Annotated in this window: 18 protein-coding genes; 11 read left to right on the forward strand and 7 right to left on the reverse strand. The window is 67.9% G+C overall.

Translation table 11 applies throughout. The features are described from left to right. The first annotated feature begins 45 nt into the window (after window positions 1-45). Genes AC1DQJ_RS19905 through AC1DQJ_RS19915 form a run of 3 tightly spaced genes read left to right on the forward strand, consistent with a single transcriptional unit; the run spans window position 46 to window position 3277 of the window. Entirely contained in the window at window positions 46-2082 is a 2037-nt protein-coding gene (locus AC1DQJ_RS19905) for an AsmA family protein (protein WP_477606537.1), read from the forward strand. A gap of 56 nt (window positions 2083-2138) precedes the next feature. After that, window positions 2139-2603 (forward strand): c-type cytochrome, encoded by a 465-nt coding sequence (locus AC1DQJ_RS19910; RefSeq protein WP_477606539.1) that lies wholly within the window; start codon window positions 2139-2141, stop codon window positions 2601-2603. A 2-nt stretch (window positions 2604-2605) separates the two neighbouring features. Beyond that, complete coding sequence (locus AC1DQJ_RS19915; RefSeq protein ID WP_477606541.1) at window positions 2606-3277, forward strand: cytochrome b/b6 domain-containing protein; 672 nt, start codon at window positions 2606-2608, stop codon at window positions 3275-3277. 141 nt (window positions 3278-3418) lie between these two features. On the opposite strand, the gene AC1DQJ_RS19920 is transcribed toward AC1DQJ_RS19915, so the two are convergent. The 4 genes from AC1DQJ_RS19920 to AC1DQJ_RS19935 form a co-directional block, all read right to left on the reverse strand. After that, complete coding sequence (locus tag AC1DQJ_RS19920) at window positions 3419-3751, reverse strand: hypothetical protein (protein WP_477606543.1); 333 nt, start codon at window positions 3749-3751, stop codon at window positions 3419-3421. Between the two features lie 53 nt (window positions 3752-3804). Then, window positions 3805-5229 (reverse strand): amidase, encoded by a 1425-nt coding sequence (locus AC1DQJ_RS19925; RefSeq protein ID WP_477606544.1) that lies wholly within the window; start codon window positions 5227-5229, stop codon window positions 3805-3807. A 4-nt stretch (window positions 5230-5233) separates the two neighbouring features. Next, window positions 5234-6511 carry an aminotransferase class III-fold pyridoxal phosphate-dependent enzyme gene (locus AC1DQJ_RS19930; RefSeq protein ID WP_477606546.1) on the reverse strand — a complete coding sequence of 426 codons (1278 nt, stop codon included), beginning with the start codon at window positions 6509-6511 and terminating at the stop codon, window positions 5234-5236. A gap of 68 nt (window positions 6512-6579) precedes the next feature. After that, window positions 6580-7203 carry an exopolysaccharide biosynthesis protein gene (locus tag AC1DQJ_RS19935; RefSeq protein WP_477606548.1) on the reverse strand — a complete coding sequence of 208 codons (624 nt, stop codon included), beginning with the start codon at window positions 7201-7203 and terminating at the stop codon, window positions 6580-6582. A 111-nt stretch (window positions 7204-7314) separates the two neighbouring features. Between AC1DQJ_RS19935 and AC1DQJ_RS19940 the strand changes: the two genes are divergently transcribed. From AC1DQJ_RS19940 to AC1DQJ_RS19955, 4 genes are all read left to right on the forward strand, one after another. Continuing rightward, window positions 7315-8475, forward strand: coding sequence for an MFS transporter (locus AC1DQJ_RS19940; RefSeq protein WP_477606550.1), 1161 nt, complete (start codon window positions 7315-7317; stop codon window positions 8473-8475). An 81-nt stretch (window positions 8476-8556) separates the two neighbouring features. Beyond that, a complete protein-coding gene (locus tag AC1DQJ_RS19945; RefSeq protein WP_477606552.1) occupies window positions 8557-9576 on the forward strand; it encodes a zinc-dependent alcohol dehydrogenase family protein in 1020 nt (339 codons plus the stop codon). Window positions 9577-9593: 17 nt separating this feature from the next. After that, the gene (locus tag AC1DQJ_RS19950; RefSeq protein WP_477606554.1) at window positions 9594-10124 is read left to right on the forward strand and encodes a VOC family protein; all 531 of its coding nucleotides are present in this window, start codon (window positions 9594-9596) and stop codon (window positions 10122-10124) included. A gap of 4 nt (window positions 10125-10128) precedes the next feature. Beyond that, the gene (locus AC1DQJ_RS19955) at window positions 10129-10773 is read left to right on the forward strand and encodes a carboxymuconolactone decarboxylase family protein (protein ID WP_477606556.1); all 645 of its coding nucleotides are present in this window, start codon (window positions 10129-10131) and stop codon (window positions 10771-10773) included. Window positions 10774-10861: 88 nt separating this feature from the next. On the opposite strand, the gene AC1DQJ_RS19960 is transcribed toward AC1DQJ_RS19955, so the two are convergent. After that, window positions 10862-11287 carry a CBS domain-containing protein gene (locus AC1DQJ_RS19960; protein ID WP_477606558.1) on the reverse strand — a complete coding sequence of 142 codons (426 nt, stop codon included), beginning with the start codon at window positions 11285-11287 and terminating at the stop codon, window positions 10862-10864. Window positions 11288-11419: 132 nt separating this feature from the next. Here AC1DQJ_RS19960 and AC1DQJ_RS19965 point away from each other — a divergent pair, with 132 nt between their 5' ends. After that, window positions 11420-12082 (forward strand): glutathione S-transferase family protein, encoded by a 663-nt coding sequence (locus AC1DQJ_RS19965; protein ID WP_477606560.1) that lies wholly within the window; start codon window positions 11420-11422, stop codon window positions 12080-12082. Here AC1DQJ_RS19965 and cysN read toward each other — a convergent pair. Continuing rightward, window positions 12079-13983 (reverse strand): sulfate adenylyltransferase subunit CysN, encoded by a 1905-nt coding sequence (gene cysN, locus AC1DQJ_RS19970; RefSeq protein WP_477606562.1) that lies wholly within the window; start codon window positions 13981-13983, stop codon window positions 12079-12081. The two genes, AC1DQJ_RS19965 and cysN, sit on opposite strands and share 4 nt — an antisense overlap. Beyond that, window positions 13983-14912, reverse strand: a complete 930-nt coding sequence (gene cysD / locus AC1DQJ_RS19975) for a sulfate adenylyltransferase subunit CysD (RefSeq protein WP_477606585.1) — start codon at window positions 14910-14912, stop codon at window positions 13983-13985. The genes cysN and cysD overlap by 1 nt, the downstream gene beginning before the upstream one ends. A gap of 253 nt (window positions 14913-15165) precedes the next feature. On the opposite strand from cysD, the gene AC1DQJ_RS19980 reads away from it, so the two are divergent. The 3 genes from AC1DQJ_RS19980 (at window position 15166) to AC1DQJ_RS19990 (ending at window position 17564) form a co-directional block, all read left to right on the forward strand. Continuing rightward, complete coding sequence (locus AC1DQJ_RS19980; RefSeq protein WP_477606564.1) at window positions 15166-16662, forward strand: DNA-3-methyladenine glycosylase 2 family protein; 1497 nt, start codon at window positions 15166-15168, stop codon at window positions 16660-16662. After that, window positions 16646-17176 carry a methylated-DNA--[protein]-cysteine S-methyltransferase gene (locus tag AC1DQJ_RS19985; RefSeq protein WP_477606566.1) on the forward strand — a complete coding sequence of 177 codons (531 nt, stop codon included), beginning with the start codon at window positions 16646-16648 and terminating at the stop codon, window positions 17174-17176. Before AC1DQJ_RS19980 ends, AC1DQJ_RS19985 begins: the two co-directional genes overlap by 17 nt. A 139-nt stretch (window positions 17177-17315) precedes the next feature. Further along, window positions 17316-17564 carry a hypothetical protein gene (locus AC1DQJ_RS19990; RefSeq protein WP_477606568.1) on the forward strand — a complete coding sequence of 83 codons (249 nt, stop codon included), beginning with the start codon at window positions 17316-17318 and terminating at the stop codon, window positions 17562-17564. Window positions 17565-17656: the final 92 nt, after the last annotated feature.

The following is a 17656-nucleotide window of genomic DNA, read 5'->3' on the forward strand; positions in this document are numbered from 1 at the left end:
AACCGACCCGCCCGTCGCGCGTTCTGGAGTGTCCGGAGCGCAAGTTTGGCAAGCACCAGCCTCAGCATCGGCACCGGCCGCTTCGGCGACTGGGTGCGCAATCATCGCAAAGCGATCCTCTGGACCAGCGGCTCGCTGGTCGCGCTGGTCGGCGGCATCTTCGTGCTGCTGGCGGTGCTCGACTGGAACCAGCTGCGCGGACCGATTTCCCGCTACGCTTCGGCCCGCACCGGTCGCGAGATCGCCATCCTCGGCGATCTGGACGTCAAGCCGCTCAGCCTGCAGCCCAGCGCCACCATCAACCAGCTGCGGATCGGTAATCCGGCCTGGGCGGGCAAGGACCGCATGGCGCAGATCGCGCGCGTCCATGTGCAGATCAAGGCGCTGCCGCTGCTCGTGGGCAAGGTCGACATCGTGCGCCTGGAAATGACGCGGCCTGAGGTCTCGCTCGTGCGCGACGGCCAGGGGCGGAACAACTGGAACTTCTCCAAGGACGATCGCAAGAAGGACAAGCCGTTCAAGCTCCCGCCGGTGCGGCGCTTTGAGGTCGACGATGGCCGGCTGAAGTTCTCCGACGCCAAGCGCAAGCTCACCCTCGACGCGACGATCAACGCCACCGAGGGGGTCGGCGCGGCCAATCGCGGGTTCGTCCTGGCCGGCCGGGGTTCCATCAACCGCGAGCCCTTTGTGCTTGAGGTCACTGGCGGTCCGCTGCTCAACATCGACCCCGACAAGGCCTATCCGTTCGACGCGGACGTCCGCGCCGGGGCCACTCGCATCACCGCCAAGGGCGCGATCCCCAAGCCCTTCGACCTCGGCCGTTTCCAGGCTAACTTCACCGCGCGAGGACCCGATCTGGCCGACCTCTACGAGCTGATCGGCGTGCCGCTGCCCAATACGCCCCCCTATCGGCTCTCAGGCCGCCTGTCGCGCGAGACGCGGCTTTGGAAGGTGCAGGGACTGGGCGGGCGGGTCGGCGACAGCGACATGGCCGGCGCCCTCTCGGTCGACACCTCAGGCGCGCGTCCGTTCCTGCGCGGCGAGCTGCGTTCCAAGCTGCTGGACTTCGATGACTTGGCCGCGGTGTTCGGCGGCGCGCCTTCGGCTGCGCCGGGCGAGACCGCCTCTGCCGAACAGCAGGCCGTCGGACGTCAGATGGCCGCCCAGCGCCGCCTGCTGCCCGACGCCACCCTGAAGGTCGATCGCATCCGGGCCATGGACGCCGACGTGAAGTACAGCGCCGCCAGCGTGCGGGCCCGACGCCTGCCCGTGCGCGCGGCTTCCGTCCACATCAAGCTGAACAACGGCCTGCTGGTGGCCGATCCGCTTCGCTTCGACCTGCCGCAGGGCTCCATCGCCGGCCTAGCTCGGCTCGACGCGCGCAAGTCCGTGCCGGTCAGCAGCATTGACGTGCGCATCTCCCGCGCCCGGCTGGAACAGATCGTGCCGATCCGAGCCGGCGGCGGAATGCCGCTCACTGGCGGGTTGGTCGGACGCATCAAGCTGACCGGGTCCGGGGCCTCGGTGCGCGAGGCCGCCGGCAACGCCGACGGCGAAGCGCTGGTGGTGGTGCCGGGCGGCGAGATTCGCTCCGCGTTCGCTGAGCTGATGGGCATCAATGTCACCAAGGGCCTGGGCCTGCTGCTGTCGAAGGACCAGTCCAAGACCGACCTGCGCTGCGCTGTCGCCCACTTCCAGGCTCGCGACGGGGTGCTGACCGCCGACCGCATCGTCTTCGACACCGAGCCTGTGCTCGGGACCGGGACAGGCCGCATCGACCTGCGCTCCGAGCAGATGGACTTCCGGATCTCCGGCCACCCGAAGGAAGCCCGACTGATCCGGCTGATGGCTCCCGTCACCATCCGTGGGCCGATGTCGAAGCCGACGCTGGGTGTCGAGCCGGGCCGCGCCATCGCGCAGGGCGGGATCGCCGCGGCGCTGGCCACGCTGGTTAGTCCGCTGGCGGCCATCCTGCCGTTTGTCGATCTGGGCCTGGCGAAAGACGCCGCCTGCGGCGCGCTGATCGCCCAGGCCGGCAAGCAGGGGGCGCCGATCCCCAAGTCCGCGCGTCCGGCCGATTGACGCGCATCCAAGCGGCGCCCACACTCCAAAGTAGTTCGTCAAAAGGGGAGGGGCTGATGCCCAGCATCACTGCCAAGACCGCATCGATCGCTATGGTTCTGGCCCTGACCGCGACCGGGGCCATCGCCGCCTCCGCGGCCGAGACGGCGATCGCCACCCGCCAGGCCGGCTACAAAAAGATGGGCGCCGCCTTCAAGGCCATCAACGAGGAGCTCAAGAAGGACGCCCCTGACGCAAAGCTGATCGCCGCGAACGCCAAGGTCGTGAACGCCCAGGCCGCCCAGGTCCCGGGCTGGTTCCCGAAGGGCTCAGGCCCGGAGGCCGGTTTCAAGACCAAGGCCAAGGCCGACATCTGGGCCGATCCCGCCAAATTCGCGACGGCGGGCTCCAACCTGAAGGCCGAAGCCGCCAAGCTGCAGTCGATCTCGGCGGGCGGCGACCTCGCCGCCATCAAGGGCCAGGTTCGCGCTGTCGGCGCCGCCTGCAAGAGCTGCCACGAACCCTTCCGCGCCGAGGACTAGACGTGCCGTTCGACGGAGGGGCCGGTCCCCCACGGCCGCTCTGGGATCTACCGACGCGCCTCGTTCATTGGTCGCTGGTGGTCCTGCTGCTGGTCTCCTGGCTTAGCGGCGGCGAAAACATGCAGTTGCACCGCTGGTCGGGCTATGGCGTGCTCGGTCTGCTGGTCTTCCGGCTTTGGTGGGGCGTGGCTGGCGGCTCGACCGCCCGTTTCGGCCACTTCCTGGCAGGTCCGAAGGCGACGCTCACCTACATGCGCACGCTGGGGCGGCGCGCGCCAAGCGACGCCGGCGGCCACAATCCGCTGGGGGCCTGGAGCGTGTTGGCGATGATCCTGGTCATGCTGGTCCAGGTCGGGCTCGGCCTGTTCGCCAGCGACATCGACGGCCTGGAGTCCGGACCACTGTCGCATCTGGTCGACTTCGACGGCAGTCGTGTCGCCGCCGAGCTGCATGAGACCAGCTTCCGTGTGCTGCAGGCGCTGATCGTCCTGCACATCCTGGCCATCGGCTTCTACTGGTTGTGGAAGCGCCAGAACCTGGTCGGCGCGATGATCACCGGCAAACGCGCCTTCATCGGCGAGGCTCTGCGCCCGGGCAAGCTCTGGAGCCTGCTGGCGGGGGCGGTGCTCGCCATCGGCGTCGCCTGGGCGATCGCGAAGGGATTGAGGTTCTGACTTAGTAGATCCTCCCCTTCTGGGGGAGGCGGATAGGCGCGCAGCGCCGAGACGGAGGGGGACTGCTCTCAAGCTGAGTCAAAGTCCCCCTCAGCCAGCCATTTGGCTGTCAGCTCCCCCAGAGGGGAGCAACTCGTTTCTCTACCCGCCGTTGGCGGCGCCGCGCAGGCAGGTCAGCCAGGCGTCTTCGCGAGCCTTTTCGGCCTGGCGCAGCTTGTCCTCGGCTTCGCGGACGCCGGCGTCATGCTTGCGCCATTCCAGCACCGCGCCCTCACGGGCCGCACGAGCCGCTTCCATGGTCGGGAAGCGCGCCAGCACCGCGCGGACGCTGTAGTTGACGGGCGGGCCCACGGTCTCGCGGTCCGGATAGAAGCCGGTGATCGAGTCCGCCGTCTCGCTCTCGATATGGAAGACGTCGGCCCAGCCCGCGTGGTGGCGCATAAGGGCCCAGGGGCGTTCGATCCGGTCGCTCATGAAAAACTCCTAGAATCCTGTGCCGCAAGCTAACGCGGGTGGGCAGGCGCTTGCTACCCCCACAGCGCCGGACGGCGGTCCTTCCACGGCGCTTCTTTCTCCAACTGCGCCGCAAGGCGGAACAGGGTCGCCTCGTCGGCGAACCGGGCCGTGAACATCATGCCGATCGGCAATCCGCTGTTGGACATCGCCAGCGGCAGCGATAGCGACGGCTGGCCCGAGAAGTTGAACGGCGGCGTGAACGGGAAGGCCTCGCTCTGGCGGCGGTTCATCTCCCGCGGCTCCAAAGTCACCGGGTCCATGTGGCCGACCTCTGGCACCGGCGTGCCCAGCACCGGGCAGAGATAGACGTCCCAGTCCTCGAAGAAGGCCAGGGTCTTGCGGTTCAGCACCCGCAGGTCCTGCCAGCCGCGGAACGCCTGCTCGCCGGTCACCTTGCGGCCGCCCTTCAGCGAGGCCCAGGTCAGCGGCTCGAGCTCATGCTCCGCCGGTTCGCGGCCCAGCTTCTCGATCAGCCGGCCCATCTCGGCCGCGAAGTTGGCGCCCGAGACCGGGGCGCGGGCGGCGTAGAGCGCGCGGTAGTCGATCCCCAGCCCCTTCTCGACCACCTCGTGGCCAAGGCGCTCCAGCAGTTGCGCCGTCGCTTCCAGCGCCGCCTGGATCTCCGGGTCGATCGGCCGCCCTGACGGCGTCTCCGACGACCAGGCGATCCTCAGCTTGCCGGGGCTCTGCTCGATCTCCTCCAGATAAGGGCGTTCCTTGTGCGGCGCCTCGAACGGCGCATCGCTGCGAGCGCCGCCGGTGGCGTCCAGCATCGCGGCGCTGTCGCGGACCGTGCGCGTGACGACGTGGTCGACCGAGAAGCCCATGGCGTAGTGCGGGTCTTCCGAGGCGTTGGGGTTGCGGTCACGGGTGACCTTCATGCCGACCAGCCCGCAGCAGGCCGCCGGAATGCGTATCGAGCCCAACCCGTCGCTGGCGTGGGCCATCGGCACGATCCCCGCCGCCACGGCCGAGGCGGCGCCGCCGGACGAGCCGCCGGAGATGTGGGCCGGGTTCCAGGGATTGCGGCAGGGGCCGAGATAGGCGCCCTCGGTGGTGCCGGTGATGCCGTACTCGGGCGTGTTCGTCTTCCCCAGCAGGACGACGCCGGCTTCGCGATAGCGCTGCGTGAGCGTGCAGTCCTCCGCGTCGACCGTTCCAGCCACGAAGCGCGAGCCTTGGCTACGCGGCCAGCCGGCCACCGGCACGCCCAGATCCTTGATCAGGAACGGCACGCCGCGGAACGGGCCCTCGGGCAGGGCGCCCTTGGCGACCGCGCGCGCCTCGTCGAACGCCTTGTAGACCACCGCGTTCAGGGTCGCGTTGTGCCGCTCGGTGCGCGCGATGGCGGCGTCGACCAGCTCCAGCGGCGTCACCTCGCCCTTGGCGACCAGCCCCGCCAGCCCCACGCCGTCATAGTCGGAATAGTCGTCCATCGTCCTACCTTTGACTGCTTGAGAGGAAGGCCAGCTTTTCGACGGGGGCCAGGCCGGGCGCCTGGCGCTTCAACGCGGCGAAGGCGCCCTCGGCGGCGTTCAGCACGCCGTCGATGTCAGCGTCGGTCATCGCCGCGCAGAGGAACATGTTGTGCCAGGGATGCAGGTAGACGCCGCGCTCCAGCATCTCGGAGGCGAAGCAGAAGCCTTTGCGCAGGTCCGGGTCGTCATCGAACAGATAGAGCGGCATCTGCCCCGGCCCGCTGCTGCGTAGGCCAAAGCCGGCGGCCGTCGCCCGCTCGGTCAGCCCGGCCGCCAGCCGCTCGCCCATCGCCGTGATCCGCTCCAGGTAGTCGGTGGTGCGCGCCAGGCGCAGGGTCTCGAGCGCCGCGGCCATCGGCGCGGCCTGGAACCAGAACGAGCCGGTCACGTAGATCGAGGCCGCCGCCTTGCGCGCCTTCTCCGAGCCCAGCAGCGCCGAGATCGGATGGCCGTTGGCGATGCACTTGCCCCAGGTGGAGAGGTCCGGCTCCACGCCCAGGACCGACCATGAGCAGTCTCGCGCCACGCGCAGCCCGGCCCGCACGTCGTCGACGATCAGCAGCGCGCCGGTCTGGTCGGCCAGCTCCCGGGCGCGGCGGGCATATTCGAGGCTTGGCGGCGCCTGGTCGATGAAGGCGTCGTGCTTGAACGGAGCTGCGAAGATCGCGGCCAGGTCGTCGCCGGCCTGCGCTACGGCCGCCTCCAGGCTGGCGACGTCATTGTAGTCGCAGAACAGCTGGTGAGCGCGGTCGGTGTCGGTGGTGCCGGCTGGGCGGGGCGTGCACCAGGGTGCGGCCCCGTGATAGGCGCCCTTCGCCCGAACGATGGTCTTGCGCCGGGTGTGGGCGCGGGCGGTGACCAGGGCCATGGTGGTGGCGTCGGTGCCGTTCTTACAGAACATCGCCCAGGCCGCGTGGCCGACCATGGCGGTCATTTCCTCCGCCAGCCGCACCATCAGCTCGGTCGGCCCGGTCAGGGTGTCGCCGATCCCGAGCTGGCGCACATAGGCTGCGTCGATCTCAGGATGTGCATAGCCGAACAGGTTCGGCCCATATGCGCACATCAGGTCGAGATAGCGATTGCCGTCCGCGTCCCAGATGTACGCGCCCTCGGCTTTGGCGAAGAACTGCGGGTAGTCGTCGGGCAACAGTCCGGTGGCCTGGTGGCCGTACATCCCGCCGGGGATCACCGCCGCGGCCCGTTCGCGCAGGGCTTTGTCGAGGCTGTTCGGACGCGTCATGGCAGGTCTCTCCGCCGCAGAAGCTCGCGGCTAGACCTTATCCTGCCTCAGCGCGTCGGCAACGGCGTTCAGAACATCCCAAACAGGGTGGCGAAGAAGGCGAGGATCGCCGCCAGGATCGCCTTGGACAGCACTGCCAGCAGCAGGATCGAGAGCACCGCCGCGACCCAGCCGATCAGCGCCGCCACCCCGTCGCGCTCGGCCCCGCCGATGGCGAAGGCGGCGATGGCGAACGAGGGCAGCATGTTTCCGAACGGGATCGGCAGGAACACGATCAGCGACAGCACGAAGCACAGCGCCCCGACCAGCCGGTCGCCGAGGGGGTTGTACATGAAGGTCAGGCGCGGGCGCAGGCGCCGTTCCAACCGCTCGAGATGCGGCTTCAGCTTGGCCGCCAGCGAGCGGAAATCGGCCATGCTCATTGTGCGTGACAGCAGCGCCTTGGGCAGCCACAGGGTCTTGCGGCCCATGGTCCACTGCGCCGTAATGAAGATCAGCGGCGCGCCGAGCAGGGCCGAAACCCCGGGCGGCATCGGCAGCACCAGCGGCGCCGCGAAGACGAACATCAGCGCCCCGAAGGCGCGGTCGCCGAAGGTGTCGAGCAGGTCGCCGACCGAGACCTTGCGCCCCGGACGCTCCGCGATCTGGTCGAGAAGCTCGGTGACGCTGGCGGCTTTCTGGTGCTCGGACATTTCAAGCTTGGCGCTAACACGGCCCGGCGCCGCAGCGGAAGGACAAAGCCGCGCGCGGGGGCGGCATGTCACGGGAATGTTGCCGACGACTCGCACTAGGCAGGGTTCGTCATGTCCCAGCCCGTGCGCCTTGGTCTGTTCTATGCGGCCCTGTTCATCGGCACGGGCGCCAGCTCACCGTACATTCCGGTCTGGTTCGCCTCGCGCGGGCTCTCGGGCGCCGAGATCGGCCTGATCCTGTCCGCCCCGATGCTGGCCCGAGCTGTCACCGCCCCCGGCATCGCCATGTGGGCCGACAGCTTCAAGCTGCGCCGCACGCCGCTGATCCTGATGGGCCTGGCGACGGCCCTGGCCTATGGATTGCTGGCCGCGCCGTTCGGCTTCGCCTGGTGGTTCGGGATCTGGTTCCTGGCCAACACCATCCTCTCGACCATGGTCCCGCTGACCGATGTGATCGTGTTCCGCCGGGCCGGGCGGGACGGCTTCAACTTCGGCTGGCCCCGCGGCATCGGCTCGGTCGCCTACATCGTCGCCAACATCACAGTGGGCGCCCTGCTGGTGAGGCATTCGCCCGAGCTGGTGCTGGTCTGGATCACCGCCGCTGCGATGGTCGCCGCGATCAGCGCGCGCGGCCTGCTGCCAGCCGATCCGGTCCGCGAGGGCGGGGTGGCCAGCAAGCTCGCCGATCGGTTGGCCGGGCTCGGCGACCTGCTGCGCGACAAGCACTTCATGCTCGCGGTGGTGTCGGTCGGCCTGATCCAGTCGGCCCACGCCTTCTATTACTCCTTCTCGGCGCTCAGCTGGAAGCAACAGGGACTGCCCGAGAGTCTAACGGGTCTGCTCTGGGGGCTCGGCGTCGGGGTCGAGGTGCTGTTCATGTGGTTCATGGAGCCGTGGCGGCGGCGGATCGGCCCGCGCAACCTGCTGCTGCTCGGCGGGCTGGCGGCCCTGATCCGCTGGAGCGTGCTGGCCTTTGGCCCGCCGCTCTGGGTCGTGCTGCCCGTGCAGGTGCTGCACACCTTCACCTTCTCGGCGACCTTCCTGGCCTCGCTGCAACTGGTCGAGAAGCTGTCGACCCCGTCCAACGCCTCGGCCGCGCAGACCATCAATTCGGCCCTGTCCGGCGGGCTGCTGATGGGTGCAGCGACCATCGGTTCAGGCTGGCTCTACGACGTGGTCGGCGCCAAGGGCTACCTGGCCATGGCGGCGATGTCGGCGATGGGCCTGGTCGGCGCACTGCGGCTCTACGGGGTCAAGCGCCTGGACGCCTAGCACCCCCTTCCGCCACGACAGTCTTGCAGCCCGGCGCGAAGGGGCGACTATTCCCGCAACGAAAGACGTGGGGAGAGACGCATGCGGGCCTTGGAAGTTTCAGCGCCGTGGGGCCTGGACGCACTGAAGGTTATCGAGACGCCGGACCCGACGCCGGGACATGGCGAGGTGCTGGTGCGCATGCGCGCGGTCTCGCTGAACTATCGCGACATGCTGATGGTGGGCGGGATGTACAGCCGCGGTTCGGCCAATGCCGGCGGCGCCATCACGCCCTTCTCCGACGGTTGCGGCGTCGTCGAGGCCGTAGGGCCGGGCGTGACCCGTGTGTCCGTGGGCGACCGGGTCTCCACCCTGTTCTTCCAGAACTGGGTCGGTGGTCCGCCCAATCTTGAGAAGCTGACCTCAGCCCTGGGCTTCCCGATCCCTGGCGCAGGACGCGAACTGGCGGTGTTCAGCCAGCAAGGTGTTTCCAAGGTCCCCGACTTCCTGACCGACCAGCAGGTGGCGACCCTGCCTTGCGCGGCGCTCACCGCATGGCGCGGCCTCTTCGAGGATGCACGGCTGGAGCCCGGCTCCAGCGTGGTGCTGCAGGGCACCGGCGGGGTTTCGATCTTCGGCCTGCAGTTCGCCAAGGCGGCCGGCTACCGCACGATCATCACCTCGTCCTCGGACGAAAAGCTGGCCCGCGCCAAGGCGCTCGGGGCCGACCATCTGGTCAACTACAAGACCACGCCCGACTGGGCCGCCGAGGTCCGCAAGTTCACGGGTGGGCTCGGGGCGGACTTCATCATGGAGGTCGGCGGCGCCGGCACCATCCAGCAGAGCCTGCGCGCCGTTCGCATCGGCGGGCATATCGCGGTCATCGGCGTGGTGGCCGGGGCGGGCGAGGGGGTGAACCCCGCTGTCCTGGTCGGCAACAGCGCCAAGCTGCAGGGGCTCAGCGTAGGGTCGCGCGAAACCTTCGAGGCCATGTGTCGGGCCATGGAACAGCACCGCATCGAGCCGGTAGTCGACAAGGTCTATCCGTGGACCGACGCGGCCGCGGCGTTTGCAGCCATGCAGGGCGGCGAGCATTTCGGAAAGATCGTACTTCAGTTCTAACCCACGAGGAGCGGGCGATGCATACGACCGGTATCAACCATCTGGCTCTGGTGTGTCGCGATATGCAGGAGACGGTGAAGTTCTACACCGAGATCCTCGGCATGCCGCTCTTCAAGACTGTGCAACTGCCGGACGGCGGCCAGCACTTCTTCTTCGATTGCGGGGGCGGGGACGCCGTCGCCTTCTTCTGGTGGCCTGACGCGCCGCCGGCCGCGCCGGGCATCGCCTCGGTGAAGTCGTTCCCGCACGAACCGAAGTCGGCCATCGGCTCGATGAACCACGTGGCCTTCAATGTCCCCGAGGAGAAGCTGGACGAGTATCGCCAGCGCCTGGTCGACGCCGGTGTGAACGTGCTGCCGAACATGGTGGTCAATCACGATGACAGCCCGATGGGGGTCAGCGCCGACATGCATCCCGGCGTCTTCGTCCGCTCTGTCTATTTCACCGATCCCAACGGCATCATGCTGGAGTTCGCCGCGACGACGAAAACCTTCGGGCCCGATGACATCAGGCACGAGCCCGCCAGCGCCGCTCGCGTGGAGGCGTAGAGGCGTGCCGCGCCTGCGCCAGGTTCCCCGCGCCGAAGCCGACTCCAAGACCGTCCAGCGGACCTATGAGCTGTTGTTCGGCGACCGTGACCCGGTCGCCGAGCCGGGTACCTCGACCGGCACCTCGGGGGACTGGTGGACCGTGTTCGCCAACGTCCCTGACGTGCTGGAGCACTGCAATCGCGGCTTCGCGCTCTATCGCAGCCCGGAGCGCAAGCTCGACCCGGTGCTGCGCGAATTGGCCCAGACCCGGGTGGGGTTCACCAAGGGCAGCCAGTTCGTCTTCTCACAACACTGCAAGTCATTGCGCGGCCTGAACGTGTCGGAGGAGCGGATTGCCGCGGTCCCGCACTGGCAAGTGGCCGATTGCTACAGCACGCAGGAGCGGGCGGTTCTCGCCTATGCCGATTGCCTGTCTTTGCAGAGCGGCCGCACGCCCGAGCCGGTGTTCCAGGCGCTGAAGGCGTTCCTCAGCGACTACGAAATCCTCGAGCTGACCTACATCACCTGCCTGTACGACATGCATGCGGTGATGAGCCGGGCCCTGCGCACCGAGTGGGACGACCGGGACGACCCGGTCGTCGAGGTTGCCGCGCCCGAGGACTTCAGCGGCCGCGACTTCCTGGACATCGGCCGCCGGCCGGAGTGACTCCCAGAACTCAAATGGCATCCTAGAAAGCGCGCAGCATCCCGGTTTGCCCAGCAAACCGGGATGACACTTTGGGCTGGCAAGCCGCCTACTGGGCTGTCGCCGGCTCGGCGGATATCTCTTCGAGTGTCTTGCCGACGGCCTTGGCGCCGTAGTCGAGGGCGACGTCGCCCAGTGACAGGATGCCCGCCAGGCGGCCGGCGTCGTTGTAGACGACCAGACGGCGGACCTGGTGGTTGCCCATCTTGGCCGTGGCGTCGGCCAGGTTGTCCTCGGCCCCGCAGGACTGCACGTCGTCGCTCATGATCTCGGACACCGGGCTGTCGAGCGAGCCGCCCTCGGCGACCACGCGCACCACGATGTCGCGGTCGGTGACCAGGCCGAGCACCTTGCCGTTCTCGGCGATCGGAATGACCCCGCTGTCGATCTCGGACATCGTACGAGCCACCTCCTTGATGGACGTGGTCGGCTTGGCGGTGACCACCTGGGCGGTCATGACTTCGCTGACTTTCAAGACAGCTCTCCTTCCGTGGATGGAGCGGCTTGAACCCCTCCGCCCGGCAACCGTTCCCTCCGCAATCGAGGGTGGCGCGCCGCTGAAAGGTCTGATACTGAAGTCATCACTTAACTAATGAATGGTGTTCCCATGACCCTGAAGCTGCACCAGCACCCGCTTTCCTCGTACTGCCAGAAGGCCATAATCGCCCTCTATGAGAACGGCGCGCCGTTCGAGGCGCTGCACCTGAACCTGGGGGAGGAGACTGAGCGTTCGGACTTTTTGGCCCTCTGGCCGATCGGCAAGATGCCGGTCCTGCAGGATGATGCGAGGGGCGAGACCGTCCCCGAGACCAGCGTCATCGTCGAGTATCTCGACCTGCATTATCCCGGCGCGGCGCGGCTGATCCCGGCCGATCCGAATCTGGCCTGGCGCACGCGGCTGACGGACCGGATCTTCGACAACTATGTTCAGACCCCGATGCAGGCCATCGTCGCCGACCGCATCCGTCCCGACGGTAATACTGACCCGGCCGCGGTCTCAGGCTTCCGCGCCCAGCTGCGCACCGCCTATGACGTTCTGGAGAAGCAGCTGGCAGGACGGACCTGGGCCGTCGGCGAGGATTTCACCCTGGCTGACTGCGCCGCGGCCCCGGCGCTGTTCTACGCTGGCGCGCTGGAGCCGTTCGCGCAGACACACCCGAACCTGGCCGCTTATTACGAGGGCCTGAAGCAGCGCCCGTCGGTCGCGCGGACCTTCGAGGAGGGCCGGCCCTTCCACGCGATGTTCCCAGGCGACGAACTCGCCGCCTAGATCGAGTAGTCGAGCTCGCCTTCCAGCCAGGCCACGATCCGCTCGGCAGCCTCCGCCGCCGACATGGCGGTGGTGTCGACGGTGATCTCGGCGTGCTCCGGCGCCTCATAGGGGCTGTCGATGCCGGTGAAGTTCTTCAACTCGCCGGCCCGCGCCTTCTTGTAGAGGCCCTTCACGTCGCGCTGCTCGGCGACGGCCAGCGGCGTGTTCACATAGACCTCGACGAAATCTCCCTCGGCCTGCAGCTCGCGGGCCAGCCGGCGCTCGGCGCGGAACGGTGAGATGAACGAGACCAGCACGATCAGCCCAGCGTCGACCATCAGCTTGGCGACCTCGGCCACCCGGCGGATGTTCTCGACCCGGTCCTCGTCGGTGAAGCCGAGGTCCTTGTTGAGGCCATGGCGGACATTGTCGCCGTCGAGCAGGTAGGTGTGGCGTCCGTCCGCGTGCAGCCGCTTCTCGACGAGGTTGGAGATGGTCGACTTGCCCGAGCCGGACAGGCCGGTCAGCCAGACCACCCGCCCGCGCTGGCCCTTGAGCGCCGCGCGCGAGGCCTTGTCGACGTCCAGCGCCTGCCAGTGGATGTTCTGGCTGCGGCGTAGGGCGAAGTGCAGCATGCCCGCCCCGACCGTCCGGTTGGAGATCCGGTCGATCAGGATGAAGCCGCCCAGGTCGTGGTTGTCGGCATAGGCGTCGAAGGCGATCGGCGCGTCGAGCGAAAGGTTGCACACCCCGATCTCGTTCAACTCCAGCCGCTTGGCGGCCAGGTGCTCGAGGGTGTTCACATTGACCTTGTACTTGGGCTCGGTGACCTGGGCCGAAACCGTGCGGGCGCCCAGCTTCAGCAGGTAGGGCCGTCCCGGCAGCATCGCCTCGTCGTCCATCCAGACGATGGTCGCCTCGAACTGATCGGCCACCGGCGGCGGCGATCCGGCCGCGGCGATGACGTCGCCGCGCGAGATGTCGATCTCGTCCTTGAGGGTCAGAGTGACCGACTGCCCGGCCACCGCTTCGTCAAGGTCGCCACGGAAGGTGACGATGCGGTCGACCGTGCTCTCGCGGCCTGAGGGCAGGGCCTTGATCTTGTCGCCCGGTCGCACCGTGCCCGATGAGATCAGGCCCGAAAAGCCGCGGAAATCCAGGTTCGGGCGGTTCACCCACTGCACCGGCATGCGCAGCGGCCGCTCGCGCAGGTCGTCCTCGACCGGCAGGGTCTCAAGCAGCGGCATCAGCGCCGGGCCGTCATACCAGGGCGCGGCTTCGCTGCGGCTGGTGATGTTGTCGCCTCGCAGCGCCGACATGGGGATGGCGGTGAAGTGCTTGATGCCGATCTGGGCGGCGAATTCGGCATATTCCTGGACGATGGCGTCGTAAACTTGCCGGTCCCAGCCCACCAAATCCATCTTGTTGACCGCTACGACGACGTGCCGGATGCCGAGCAGGCTGACCAGATAGGAGTGCCGGCGGGTCTGGGTGAGCACCCCTCTGCGCGCGTCGATCAGGATGACCGCGGCGTCGGCGGTCGAGGCGCCGGTGACCATGTTGCGGGTGTACTGTTCGTGGCCGGGCGTGTCCGCGACGATGAACTTGCGCTTGTCGGTCGAGAAGAAGCGGTAGGCGACGTCGATGGTGATGCCTTGCTCGCGCTCGGCCGCCAGTCCGTCGACCAGCAGGGCGAAGTCGATCTCGCCGCCTTGCGTTCCGACCTTTTTGGAGTCGGCTTCGAGGGCCGCCAGCTGGTCCTCGAAGATCATCTTGGAATCGTAGAGCAATCGCCCGATCAGGGTCGACTTGCCGTCGTCCACCGAGCCACAGGTCAGGAACCGCAGCAGGCTCTTGCGCTCGTGCGCGGAGAGGTAAGCCTCGATGTCTTCGGCGATGAGAGCGGACTGATGGGCCATCAGAAGTAGCCCTCCTGCTTTTTCTTCTCCATCGACGCGGCCTGGTCGTGGTCGATCATCCGGCCCTGGCGCTCCGAGGTCGTGGTCAGTAGCATTTCCTGAATGATTTCAGGTAGCGTGGCCGCCTCGGACTCGACCGCGCCGGTCAGTGGATAGCAGCCGAGGGTGCGGAACCGCACCGACTTCTGCATCGGAACCTCGCCCGGGCGCAGCGGCATCCGCTCGTCGTCGACCATGATCAGCGCGCCGTCGCGCTCCACCACCGGCCGCACTTGCGAGAAGTACAGCGGCACGATGGGGATCTGCTCGAGGTGGATGTACTGCCAGATGTCGAGCTCGGTCCAATTGGAGATCGGGAACACCCGGATGCTTTCGCCGGGGTTCTTGCGGGTGTTGTAGAGCTTCCAGAGCTCGGGGCGCTGGTTCTTGGGGTCCCAGCGGTGCTGGGCCGAGCGGAACGAGAAAATGCGCTCCTTGGCGCGGGACTTTTCCTCGTCGCGGCGGGCGCCGCCGAAGGCCGCGTCGAAGCCATACTTGTCGAGCGCCTGCTTCAGGCCCTCAGTTTTCCAGATGTCGGTGTGCAGCGCGCTGCCGTGCTCGAACGGATTGATGTTCCGCTCGACGGCCTCGGGATTCTTGTGGACCAGCAGCTCGAAGCCGAGCTCCTTGGCCATCCGTTCGCGCATCTCGTACATCGCCCGGAACTTCCAGGTCGTATCGACGTGCAGCAGCGGGAACGGCGGCTTGGACGGATAGAATGCCTTGGCCGCCAGATGCAGCATCACGGCCGAGTCCTTGCCGATCGAATAGAGCATCACCGGGCGTTCGGCCTCGGCCGCCACCTCGCGCATGATGTGAATGCTCTCGGCTTCCAGGCGCTGAAGATGGGTCAACGTCTCTGGGGCGATCGCGGGCGCCTTGGCCTGCATCAGGGCTGTACCTTGCACGTGAACCTCGGGCCTCGCCCTGAAATCTAAAGACGAAAAGTCCGCCTGCCGCTCCGGGAGTGCGACATGCAGATTGGCCCTGAGCGACGGCTTACGGGACGGGCGGCGCGATGACGATAGAGTTTTCCTGACAGGCCGACGAGGAAAATGGAGCGGTTCGAATACCGCCAGCCGGTGACTGGCAATGTCCGAAAACCGCGAGACATATCGTGCGCCAGGGTCGAACATCCAAGTCATGGATATGGATGACGACGCCTGCTACCGCGCCTTTCAGATGCGAGACGCCCGCTTCGATGGGCGCATCTTCACCGGCGTGACGAGCACCGGGATCTATTGCCGGCCTATCTGCCCGGCGCGGACGCCCAAGCGCGAGAACATGCGGTTCTTCCGCTCGGCCGCAGCGGCGCAGGAAGCGGGCTTTCGGCCCTGTCTGCGCTGCAGGCCGGAGACCTCGCCCGACCTGGGGTCCTGGCGCGGCACCTCCAACACCGTCTCGCGGGCGCTGGCCCTGATCGAGGCCGGGGCGCTTGACGCCGGCGACGTGGACACTCTGGCCGAACGGCTCGGGGTCGGCGAGCGGCAGCTGCGGCGGCTGTTCCAGCAGCATGTCGGCGCTTCGCCAGTCGCGGTCGCTCAGACTCGGCGGGTGTTGCTCGCCAAGCAGTTGATCCATGAGACGCGGATGCCGATGGCCGAGGTGGCCCTGGCCTCCGGGTTCGGCAGCGTCCGCCGCTTCAACGAGACCTTCCAGCAACTGTTCGCCCGGCCACCGGGCGCGCTGCGCCGCCTGGGCGGGGCCGAGATCGCGGCGGGCGAGGGCGGCGCGGTCAGCATCCGGCTGGCCTATCGCGCGCCCTATGACTGGAACGCGATGATCGCCTTCCTGACCGCGCGGGCGATCCCTGGTGTGGAAACGGTTCGTGACGGGCGATATGCCCGCACCCTGGCGGTCGGCGAAGCGCGGGGCGTGGTGATGGTCGAGCCCGGCGAGGGCGACTATCTCAAGGTCACGCTGAGGTTCCCCAATGTCCAGGCCTGGCCGGCCGTGATCTCCCGGGTGCGGAGGGTGTTCGACCTGGCCGCCGACCCGGCCGTCATCGCCGCCCACCTGTCGGAAGACCCGGACCTGGCGCCGCTGGTGGCGGCCCGGCCCGGACTGCGTGCGCCCGGCGCCTGGGACGGCTTTGAGCTTTCCGTCCGGGCTGTGCTGGGTCAGCAGATCACCGTCCATGCGGCCCGGGTGCTGGCCGGCAAGATCACGGCTGCTCACGGCTCTACGCTGGAGGATGACGCCGCCAACGCCATGGGCCTGACCCACTTCTTCCCGACCCCGGCGCAGCTAGCGCTGTGCGATGTCGAGACCCTGGCGATGCCGCGCGCCAGGGGCCGGGCGCTGGTGGGGCTGGCCGCGGCCGCGGCGGCGGACGCCGAGCTGTTCGGGACCCGGCGCAGTCTGGACGAGGCGGTGGCAGCCCTGCGCGCCCTGCCGGGCATCGGGGAGTGGACGGCGCAGTACATCGCCATGCGAGCCCTTCGCGAGCCCGACGCCTTCCCGAGCGCCGACATCGGCCTGATGCGTGCGCTGGAGACGCCCGAGCGGGTGCGGCCGACCGCGGCTGAGTTGCTGGCCCGCGCCGAGCGGTGGCGGCCGTGGCGCGCCTATGCCGCCTCCCACCTGTGGGCCGCCGATCCGAAGAATCCATCCGAGACCAAACATGCAAAAGCCGCCTGAAGCGCTCTTCCTGGATCGCATGCCGACGCCAGTCGGTGAGGCGTTGCTGGTCACCGACGGCCACGGCTTCCTGCGCGCCTTCGACTGGACGACGCACGAGGAGCGCCTGCTGCGACTGCTACGGCGGCAAAACCCGCCGACCGAGCTGAAGGCGAGCCGCGCGCCGGCCGACATGCGCGCGGCCTTCGACGCTTATTTCGGCGGCGACCTTGCTGCGCTTTCGGCAGTTCCCTGGCGGACCGGCGGCACGGAATTTCAGCGATGCGTCTGGACGGCGCTGTGCACGATCCCGGTCGGCGAAACCTTGACCTACAAGGGCCTGGCCGAGCGCATCGGCAAGCCGGCGGCGATCCGCGCCGTGGGCTTGGCTAACGGCGCCAATCCCGTGGCGATTGTCGTCCCGTGCCACCGGGTGATCGGTTCTGACGGGAGCCTGACCGGATACGGCGGCGGGCTCGACCGCAAGCATTGGCTGCTGACCCACGAAGGGGCCGCGTTCCTGGCGGCGGCGTGACGCGCTAATCGGTCACGCTGACGAAATAGGTATGGTCGTTACATGACTGAAATTTCATGATGCGACACATCGCCCGAACAGCGCGGTCGTCGTATAACGTCGCTCGCCGGAATCGTATCGGACGCACGGGAGAGTTCCGATGCAGACCTTGACCGAGATCGTAGCCGCGGTGGTTGTGTCATCCTCCGCTGCTGCCTATTCGCATTTCGGAGTGACGCTGGACGCCCAGCAGGTTGAAAAACCTGCGCCGGCCGAGCGTACGGTCGCGCGGAGCGTGCCCCGCCGGAGCTCCTCGGCGGCCCCCCGGGTGGTGGTCAAGGCGGCCAAGTCCCCGACACTCGTGCGCGAGATTTGTCCCGACGAAAGAGCGCGCCTATCCAAGGCCTGAGGCGCCTGCGCCAAGTTTCCCTCCGATCAATGCTTTGCGTCGCCGACGTTCGCCGGTAATCCTGAGAACCTAGGCGCAATGGCGGGATGCGC

It is taken from the genome of Phenylobacterium sp. P4_E10 (assembly GCF_056401675.1).